We start from the raw sequence: 10,194 nt of genomic DNA on the forward strand, positions 1-10,194 counted from the left end.
TTACAATTTTATCCTTAACTTAATGACATTGTTTTCAAAAAAACCCCGTCCCCAAACAGAAATTGACACCTTTTGTCTATTGCAAATATTGTCAAAACATGGTAGACTTAATCAGTAATAAAAGGTAGTCAAGAAATAAGACTAATTAAATACTATTTTTGCAGTGCATGAAATAGTGATAACGCAGATTGATAATTTTCCCACCTTGTGTACAAGTCAAAAGTATCAGGTGGTATTTGTGCTGTAAAAAATAAGTGAAATTTATATACAATACATATACAGGAGTAGAGATGAAAAAGATAGATATGCACTGTCACATACTACCTGGTATAGATGATGGATCTGCAAATCCGAAAGAGACATTAGCGATGCTACGCATGGCATTGAATCAGGACTTTGTAGGTATGATCGTAACGCCACATGGCTCAGTCCGTAATGCATCCGTAGAACGAGTGCAGGAGATTCGAACATTGTGTAAGAAGTTCAGAATTCAGGCATATCAACGACTTGGAGTCAGGCTTCCGGTATTTCCGGGACAGGAAATTATGTATTCGGTAGATACAAGACAGTTACTAAAGGAAGGAAAGCTTCTGACGCTGGCAGACAGCAGATATGTGTTATTGGAATTCCTCCCGGGGACAGCTTACTCTAAGATATTTAGCGCAGTGCGTCAGATGCAGATGGCAGGTTATGTCCCAATTTTGGCACATGTAGAAAGGTATCATGTGTTAAGAGAAGAAGGCAGACTGGAAGAGCTGGCTGATACAGGGGCAAGAATCCAGATGAATTACAGCTCTATAGATGGAGGATGGAATAATAATACAGCACAGTGGTGTAAGCGACAACTGAAAGATGGTCTGGTCCATTACCTGGGAACAGATATGCACAATAGCGGAGAACGCAGTCCACAGACAGAACACGTTGAGAAGTGGCTGAACAAGAATCTGTCTGAAGACTATGTATGGGCATTGATACAAGGCAATGCAAGAAGAATATTAGATGACCGCGGATCACACAAGCCTAAAACATAAATTGTTTCAAAATTTTTTACAATTCAAAAAGGGACAGGTTAGAAATAAAAGAAACCCTAGAAAATGGGAGGGTAAAAATACACACAATTCAAAGAGGGACAGGTAGAAGTCCAATTGGGGACGGGGTTTTTTTAAAAAACCTCCGTCCCCAAAAAACCCAAAAACCCCGTCCCCCAAGAAAGGAAATCAGATTAATGGGAAAGAATTACGACAATGATGAGATGGAAATTGACTTACTGGAGCTCTTTTATGTGCTCAAGTCGAAGATACTGGCAATCCTGGGAGTGGGACTGCTGTTCGGCTGTATTGCGTGTGCATATGCCGGATTCTTAGTGAAGCCGATGTACACATCTTCTTCCATGATGCTTGTACTGACCAAGGAGACGACGCTTAGTTCTCTGGCGGATCTGCAGATGGGTTCACAGCTTACCAAGGACTATTCCATCTTGATTACAAGCCGTCCGGTGCTTACGGATGTTATCGACCAGTTAGATCTGGACATGGACTATAAGCAGCTGAAGAATATGATCACAGTTACGAACCAGGACGATACGCGTATTCTGCAGTTGTCTGTGGAGTATTCTGATGCCAAGCAGGCGAAGGAAATCGTAGACAAGCTGTCAGAGGTTGCTTCTGAGTATATCGGAGACAAGATGGAGGTTACGCCGCCTAAGATCATTGAAAAAGGTGAGGTTCCGACTTCCAGATCGAATACAGGCGTGGCGAAGATGGCAGTGATGGGTGTACTGGCAGGTATGATCCTGTGCGCAGGTGTGATTGTTGTCCGCACGATCATGGACGATACGATTAAGTCTGAAGAAGATATAGAAAAATATCTGGGATTATCTACACTGAGTGTAATTCCGGACAGAAAGGATTATATTAATGGATCAGGAAAGAAGAAGTCAAAGAGAAATGATGCAGGAAAACGAAAAGCAAGCTAAAACTACATATACAAATGCGCAGGCAAAAGCGGCAATGTCCCGCCGTGACAATAAGGCATCTAAGCTTCGGGTAGAGCTGACGGATCCTCGTAAATCAAATTACTTTTACGAGGAGGCGTTAAAGACGCTGAGAACAAATATCCAGTTTGCGGGAGCGGATATTAAGACGATCCTTGTGACAAGCTGTTTCCCGAATGAGGGAAAGAGTGATGTTGCCTTCCAGCTCGCAAGGGAAATGGGTATGGCCGGCAAGAAGACAGTTTTTTTGGATGCGGACATCCGAAAATCAGTCCTTGTGCAGAGATATTTCGTGGATAGTGACGTGAAGGGACTGTCCCAGTACTTAAGCGGACAGGCGCCGGTGCGCGATATTTTATATGGAACGAATTATGAAAATGTAGATATGATTTTTGCAGGACCGATGGCTCCGAATCCATCCGAACTTTTAAATGGAAGAGTGTTCGCCAAGTTAATGGGTGAGCTGAAGCAGAGATATGACTACGTCCTGATCGATACACCGCCGATGGCAAGTGTAGTAGATGCAGCCATCGTTGGAAAGGTATGTGATGGAGCAATCCTTGTAATCGAGAGTGGATTTGTAGGATACCGTGCAGCGCAGAAAGCAATCAAGCAGTTGGAAAAGAGTGGAACGCATATGCTTGGAGCTGTGCTGAATAAAGTTGATACAAAGAAAGAAAAATATTATTCCTATTACAGTTATGGAAGTAAGTATGGCTATGGTCAGAATCATGAAAATGAGTAGGAAAGGAATGTAAAGAACAGTATGAAGAAAAGAAAGACGAACCCGAAGGCTCAGAATGTTCTGCTGTTGATTGCATGTATCGTATTATTCCTGGTATTAGGTTCGCTTTTATTTTTCAATCATAAGCAGGAAGCTGCAAATAGCAGTGAGTTAAAGAAAGCGGCGCAGGAAGAGATTCAGAAGGAGAAATCAGATCAGACATGGACAGAGGACCAGAACAGCGAAGATCAGAACAACGCCAGTCAGACAGACGGGAACCAGAACAGCGAAGATCAGAACAACGCCAGTCAGGCAGACGAAAATCAGAACAGCGAAGATCAAGCGGGCGAGAATCAGACAGGCGAGAATCAGACAGACGGGAACTAGAACAGAGAGAAGCATCAGGAAAACGCCGGGGAAGATTCGCAGCAGTCATTATCGCAGGCGTAGCTGTACTTGCGGTGGCAGGTCTTGGATACGTAGGTACCCAAAAGAAGAAAGCAGCAGAATCGGCAAGTGCGAAAGCAACCGCGGAAGCAGAGGATTCCAACACCGTCACCTGGCAGGGAAAGACTTACAAATACAATCAAAATCTCAGTAACTACTTATTACTTGGAGTAGACAAGCGTACACCGGCAGAGACAAGAGTCGGAAAAGCTGATGCAGGACAGGCAGATGCCTTATTCCTGCTGTCGCTGAACCGTAAGACAAAGGAAATGACGCTGATCTCGATTCCGAGAGATACGATGACAGATGTGGAAAGCTTTGACCTGGAAGGAAAAAGTCTTGGAAAATCCAAAGACCACATCAGCCTCTCCTATGGATATGGAGACGGCGGTGCCGAGAGCTGCAAACTCACACAGGAAGCAGTGTCCAATCTCTTCTACGGACTTCCGATTCAGGGTTATCTTGCCATGAACTTGGACGGGATTCCACAGCTTGCAAAAAGTGTAGGAGGTCTGACAGTGACTGTGCCAAATAACAGTCTGGAGTATAAATATCCGGAATTTGCCGAAGGCGCAGAAGTAACACTGACCGAAGAAAATACAGAAACATTTGTCAGAAGCAGAGATGTAGATGAAAGCCAGAGCGCCATCTACCGGATGGAACGCCAGAAAGCATTCTTAGATGCGTTTTCAAAAAAGGCAAAAGAATGCTATGAACAAAATGCAAAATTTGCAGCGAATCTGTTCGTGGCGATCAAACCATATACCGTCACCAATATCAGCGAAGACCGTCTGATGAAGTTATTCCAGACAGCAGACGAAGGAGACGGCTACACAGAATGGAGCGTTCCGGGAGAAGGAACACAGGGACTTTCCTACGATGAATATCACGTAGATGACGATGCTCTGTATGCAAAGATTATGGAGACATTCTATCAAGAAGTAAAATAAATGAAAAAACAGACAAATGAGCAATAAGACGTAAGGGGCTATAGAATTATGAAAAAACGATACGTCGTAGCAGGGATACTGGCAGCAGCCGGACTGATCTGCGGAGGAATTGCATATTACCAATATTATCAGGATGCCCATGCAGGGCAGGAATATGAAAAAATAAAAGAAAAAGTCGTGACAGAAGAACCAAAAAAACCAGAAGAGACACAAAAAAGTACCGTCGAGATACCAATCGACTTCCAGACATTACAGAACATGAATCCAGATATATATGCATGGATTAAAGTACCGGGAACCGTCATCGACTATCCAATCGCACAGAGCGAGACAGATAACAGCTATTATCTGAACCACAGTGTGGAACATGATGAGAACAAAGCCGGAGCAATCTTTACCGAGGATTACAATACGAAGACATTCGAAGATCCAAACACCGTGATCTACGGACACGGCATGGCAAATGGCTCCATGTTCGACGGTCTGCATCAATATATGGACCGGGATTTCTTTGATCAGAACAAAGAAGTCATCATTTACATGCCGGACAAGATCTTGCACTACCAGATCTTTGCAGCATACCTGTATGACAACCGGCATCTGTTGCAAAGCTTTAACTTTGATAACAAAGACATTTACCAGGCTTACCTGGATATGGTATTCGGTATCCGGGATATGAAGTCGAATATTGATACAGCAGCGAGTGTGACTGCAGATGACAAGATCATCACACTATCTACCTGCTATGCAGGTATGGACAACCGTAGATACCTGGTACAAGCTGTACTAGTATCTATAGAACAATAATTAAGAAAAGGAGGTAAGGACCAATGAAGAAGAAACTGATCAGCCTGGCTATGCTGGTAACAGTATTCGCAATGCAGGTTGTAGGTGTATCCGCTGCAAGTAAGACAGCAACAATGGCTGTAGTCGGAAATTCCAAAGGATATTATGAAGTAGATGCTATGGATCAGGAAGAACTGGACACAGTCGCAGCAGCTGACAAGACAACAGCAGATCTGATCAAAGACATCAATGCCGGAACTAAGACACTGGATGATATTGCAAAAGCTGAATCCAGCATCGCATCAGATCTTGCAGGGGAGTCTTTAGTTACTGCATTCATGGATGTAACACCAATTAATGGTGGCGTTCAGCTTGCAGACGGAAGATATCAGGTAACATTATCTGTACCTGCACTTGCTAAGGGAATGACAGACGTGAAAGTACTTCACTTCAGTACAAAACGTAATGTGTGGGAAGTTATTACACCATCTAATGTAGATCTTAACAATAAAGAGCTTACATTTGAGGTTCAGGATCTGTCACCAATCGCAATTATTGCGAAAGTTGATGCTTCACAGGCAGTGACAAATACAACAGGAACATCACCAAAAACAGGTGTTGATTCCACAAACACAGTGCCATTCGCTGGCGCAGCAGTCGTTCTTTTAGGAGCGGCAGCAGTTGTAGCATTCAGAAAAAAGAATGCTTAATTAAAAAATATTAGGTCTTAGGGGAGCTGAAGTATGAACATTATACGTAAGCTTCTCTTGGGCTTGAGAAATGAATGACATAAACGAGACATGAATTAGAAAATAACTATCATAAGGTAAAAACGATAGATAAGATAAAATGCAACAAATGATAGCGGTAAAAAAAGATTTAAAGGTAGTAATTTAAGAATGAGTAAGATGAATGAGGAAAAAACAGATTTGAAAGAACAAGTGGATAAAAAACAGTTTCATATGCCAAGAATATTAATTGTATATGATATGTTAGTTTATCTGATTGCAGCAGTTTTATTGCTTGTGCTTTATGAAGGAAATGACAAACTTACCACAAGCGGTATCTTTCAACAAGTAGTACTTTCAGCAGGATGCATTTTCGCTGTCAGAATGACAGGAAAAATCTATGGACAGGTATGGAGATATGGCGGGATCCAGTGCTATATCCGGTTGCTTTTTACAGATGCAATTGCATTCATCATCTATCTGTTAATGGAATTATGCCTGCCGGTAGAAAAGATTACATTTGCAAGAATGCTTTCTGTGTCATGTCTGAACTTACTGGGAGCGTTAGCAATCCGTATGTTATATCGCTATACATATAAATGTGGCAATCAGGAGAGCAAATGGGGAAAATTTCTGAATTCTGTTCTATACTTTTTTTCGGGAATCGAGCATGGCAATGAGAAAGAAAACCGTAAGATTAAAGTTGCGATCATAGGTGCCGGACGCGTCGGAGTCGGACTGGCAGAAGACATTATCAGCAATACGCAGTCTTCCTATGTACCGAGATGCTTTATTGATGTCAGTAAGGAAAAAATCGGACGAGAGATCCAAGGAATCCCGGTATGGACAGAAGATGATGTGACCGTAAAAAAACTTGCAGATTATGAAATTCAGGAGATTATCTTTGCAGTTCCATCTATGAAAGCAGAAAAGAAGAAAAAACTGTATGAATTTTATAAAAATGCAGGATATAAAGTAAAAGTTTACGATTATCCGACCATGTATGCGGCAGGAGGCAAGAGACATCTAAGAGAGTTCGATGTGGAAGAGTTACTGTTCCGTAAACCAATCGTAATGTCAGATGAAAAGACAAATGCATACTACAGAGATAAAGTTGTGCTCATTACCGGAGGCGGTGGATCGATTGGTTCAGAGCTTTGCCGCCAGCTTGCAAAGATGCATCCAAAGCAGATCATTATCCTGGATATCTATGAAAATGGTGCTTATGATGTACAGCAGGAATTAAAGATTACCTATGGAAATCAATTGAAGCTTCAGATTGAGATCTGTTCCATTACTCACAGAAAAGCACTGGAAAAGGTCTTTGAGACATATCATCCGCAGATTGTGATTAATGCGGCTGCACACAAACATGTGCCGCTTATGGAACACAACTGCGTAGAAGCTATCTACAACAACGTATTTGGTACATATAACTTGGTAGAGCTGTGCGAGGAATATGAAGCAGAACGCTTCATGATGGTATCTACAGACAAAGCCGTGAATCCGACCAATGTTATGGGTGCTACAAAGAGAATGTGCGAGATGATCGTACAGAGTGCAAGCACTCATGGAAAAGTAAAATATAGTGCAACAAGATTTGGAAATGTACTTGGAAGCGCAGGATCCGTCATTCCATTGTTCAAGCGTCAGATTGCCAACGGTGGTCCCGTAACTGTGACAGATAAAAGAATTATCCGTTACTTTATGACGATCCCAGAAGCATCACAGCTTGTATTACAGAGTGGAGCAATGGCTAAGAACGGAGAACTCTTTGTATTGGATATGGGACAGCCTGTAAAGATCCTTGATCTGGCAGAAAATATGATCCGCTTATCCGGCGTAGAGGAAATCGAGATTGTGGAGACAGGTCTTCGCCCAGGCGAGAAGCTGTATGAAGAATTACTTGTGAAGACAGAAGAACTGGACAAGACTGAAAACAGCATGATCTTCATCGAAAGAGATACTGCCTTAAGCCAAGAAGAGATTGAAGAGAAGATGCAGATTCTCAGAGAAGCCTGTGATAGCGGAGACAATCTGATTGCAAAGCAGGCAATGAGAAAAGTCGTGCCAACATTCAAGAGCCCGGAAGAAGTCAACTGCCATGTTGCAAATGAAAAACAGGAAGAAACGGCAGAAGAGAAAGTTGAAGTACATACGAAGCCAGGAATGAAGGCAGCAATATTCTAAAGGATTACTTCATAATATTTCATAAATTGAAGTGGATAACTGAAAAGGAGAGAGACATGTTTAAGGAAGAAAACACATTTGAAAAATTTGAATCGAAAGTCTGGTTATCCAGCCCAACCATGCATGGACCGGAGATTGAATATGTAAAAGAAGCATATGAGACAAACTGGATGTCCACCGTGGGCGCAAATATCAATGAAGTAGAGCGATTAGTATGTGAAAAAATCGGTTGTAAATACGCAGTAGGCTTATCTGCCGGAACGGCATCATTGCATCTGGCAATGAAGCTGGCTGGTGTTGAAGCTTATGGTATGCCGAAAGTAGGACACGGAGCGTTGGAAGGTAAGAAAGTATTCTGTTCCGATATGACCTTTGATGCAACTGTAAATCCGGTTGTATATGAGGGCGGTGAACCAGTATTTATCGACACTGAATATGATACATGGAACATGGATCCAGTAGCATTAGAGAAAGCATTTGAGATTTATCCGGATACAAAAGTAGTTGTAATCGCACATCTTTATGGTACACCGGGAAAAGTAGATGAATTAAATGCAGTTATTAAAAAGCATGGAGCTATTTTAGTAGAAGATGCAGCAGAATCTATGGGAGCAACGTATAAAGGTGTTCAGACTGGTACATTTGGAAAATACAATACTATTTCCTTTAATGGAAATAAGATTATAACCGGAAGTGCCGGAGGCTGTTTCTTAACAGATGACGAGGAAGCTGCAAATAAGGTTCGTAAGTGGTCTACTCAGGCAAGAGAGGCTGCACCTTGGTACCAGCATGAAGAACTTGGATATAACTACCGTATGAGTAATGTCATTGCAGGAGTGGTACGTGGACAGCTTCCATACCTGGAAGAACATATCGCACAGAAAAAAGCAATCTATGAGAGATACAAAGAAGGCTTCAAGGATTTGCCAGTATCTATGAATCCAATGGATCTGGAGAACTCTGAGCCGAACTACTGGCTTTCCTGTATGCTTATTGACGAAGATGCGATGTGTAAGCAGGTACGAGGCGAACAGGATGTCTGCTATGTAAAAGAGAGTGGAAAGACATGTCCGACAGAGATATTAGAGGCAATCAGCAGTATCAACGCAGAGGGGCGCCCGGTCTGGAAACCAATGCATATGCAGCCGATTTACCGCCTGAATCCATTTGTAGTCAGAGATGGAAATGGACGTGCAAGATCTAATGCTTATATAGCAGGTGGGGTAGCAGACGTAGGAATGGACATCTTTACAAGAGGACTGTGCCTGCCAAGTGATAACAAAATGACAGCAGAGCAGCAGGATAGAATTATTGAAGTGATTAGAGCTTGTTTTGAATAGAAATATATTGTGGGAGAGATTGTAGTGTCAAAGAAAAAAATAGTTGGAATTATAGTATCATCTATTGTTGGTGGAACAGCAGTAGCAACTTGGATTATGAAGAAAAAAGCGAAAAAAACAACTTATAAAGCTGAAAGCGTAAAAGCAATTCCGACACGTAAAATGGGATTTTATGACAAATATGTCAAAAGAGCAATAGATATTGTTTGTGCATCGGCTGCGATTATATGTTTTAGTCCGTTATATATAGGTGTTGCGATTCTTGTAAAATTAAAACTAGGGAGTCCTGTGCTGTTTACACAGGATAGGCCAGGGTTAACTGGAGAAGATGGAAAAGAAACTATTTTTAAGATGTATAAATTCCGTACTATGACGGACGAAAGAGATGAGAATGGTGATTTGTTGCCAGACGATGTACGGCTAACGAAATTTGGAAAATGGCTGAGAAATACTAGCTTAGATGAATTGCCAGAGGCTTTCAATATTCTCAATGGAACAATGTCAGTGATTGGGCCTCGCCCACAGCTTGTGCGAGATATGGTTTTTATGGATGAGAAGCAGAGAATGAGACATACGGCAAAACCGGGATTAAGTGGTTTGGCACAGGTAAATGGACGTAATGCAATTTCGTGGGAAGATAAAATTGACTGGGATTTAAAATATATTGAAAAAGTAAGTTTTTTCGAAGATTTGAAAATCATTTTTTCAACAGTAAAGAAAGCCTTTTTTAAGCAAGAAGGAATCACACAAGAGGATATGGCAACAGCACAGGATTTTGGGGATTACCTGTTAGAAAAAGGAAAAATAAGTAAAGAAGAATATGATGAGAAACAGGAAGAAGCGAGAAAAATTTCAGGGGATTTGAGATAATGGATGAATGGAAATATTATAATAATGCTTTAATTCCAACAACACCTCCGCATATTAGTCCGAGTGTTCCATCAAAAGGATTTTGGAAAGCTTTAAAATCTAGTATGTGTGTGGGGGAGACTGTCCGAAAACTCGGATAATCTAATCTGATGAGAAAAAGATTGAT

The 10,194-nt window shown here is 41.6% G+C and carries 9 protein-coding genes; all 9 read left to right on the forward strand.

Going from position 1 to position 10,194, the window contains the following annotated elements:
• The first annotated feature begins 290 nt into the window (after window positions 1-290).
• Window positions 291-1,031: a CpsB/CapC family capsule biosynthesis tyrosine phosphatase gene (locus LI149_RS14415; RefSeq protein WP_005336076.1), complete on the forward strand. Its 741-nt coding sequence runs from the start codon at window positions 291-293 to the stop codon at window positions 1,029-1,031.
• Window positions 1,032-1,225: 194 nt separating this feature from the next.
• On the forward strand, window positions 1,226-1,975 hold the full coding sequence (locus tag LI149_RS14420; protein ID WP_227143557.1) for a YveK family protein: 750 nt from the start codon (window positions 1,226-1,228) through the stop codon (window positions 1,973-1,975).
• Window positions 1,917-2,738 (forward strand): CpsD/CapB family tyrosine-protein kinase, encoded by an 822-nt coding sequence (locus LI149_RS14425; protein WP_005341041.1) that lies wholly within the window; start codon window positions 1,917-1,919, stop codon window positions 2,736-2,738. The genes LI149_RS14420 and LI149_RS14425 overlap by 59 nt, the downstream gene beginning before the upstream one ends.
• A gap of 200 nt (window positions 2,739-2,938) precedes the next feature.
• Entirely contained in the window at window positions 2,939-4,114 is a 1,176-nt protein-coding gene (locus LI149_RS14430) for an LCP family protein (RefSeq protein WP_227143558.1), read from the forward strand.
• A 48-nt stretch (window positions 4,115-4,162) separates the two neighbouring features.
• Window positions 4,163-4,921: a class B sortase gene (srtB, locus tag LI149_RS14435; protein ID WP_227143559.1), complete on the forward strand. Its 759-nt coding sequence runs from the start codon at window positions 4,163-4,165 to the stop codon at window positions 4,919-4,921.
• 23 nt (window positions 4,922-4,944) lie between these two features.
• Entirely contained in the window at window positions 4,945-5,610 is a 666-nt protein-coding gene (locus LI149_RS14440; RefSeq protein WP_227143560.1) for an LPXTG cell wall anchor domain-containing protein, read from the forward strand.
• Window positions 5,611-5,799: 189 nt separating this feature from the next.
• Window positions 5,800-7,818 carry a nucleoside-diphosphate sugar epimerase/dehydratase gene (locus LI149_RS14445; RefSeq protein WP_227143561.1) on the forward strand — a complete coding sequence of 673 codons (2,019 nt, stop codon included), beginning with the start codon at window positions 5,800-5,802 and terminating at the stop codon, window positions 7,816-7,818.
• Between the two features lie 56 nt (window positions 7,819-7,874).
• On the forward strand, window positions 7,875-9,158 hold the full coding sequence (locus LI149_RS14450) for a DegT/DnrJ/EryC1/StrS aminotransferase family protein (RefSeq protein ID WP_227143562.1): 1,284 nt from the start codon (window positions 7,875-7,877) through the stop codon (window positions 9,156-9,158).
• Window positions 9,159-9,320: 162 nt separating this feature from the next.
• On the forward strand, window positions 9,321-10,028 hold the full coding sequence (locus tag LI149_RS14455; protein WP_227143563.1) for a sugar transferase: 708 nt from the start codon (window positions 9,321-9,323) through the stop codon (window positions 10,026-10,028).
• The last annotated feature ends 166 nt before the right edge of the window (window positions 10,029-10,194 follow it).

Origin of the sequence: Dorea sp. 210702-DFI.3.17 (assembly GCF_020560825.1) — a bacterium.
GTDB lineage: Bacteria > Bacillota > Clostridia > Lachnospirales > Lachnospiraceae > Dorea > Dorea formicigenerans.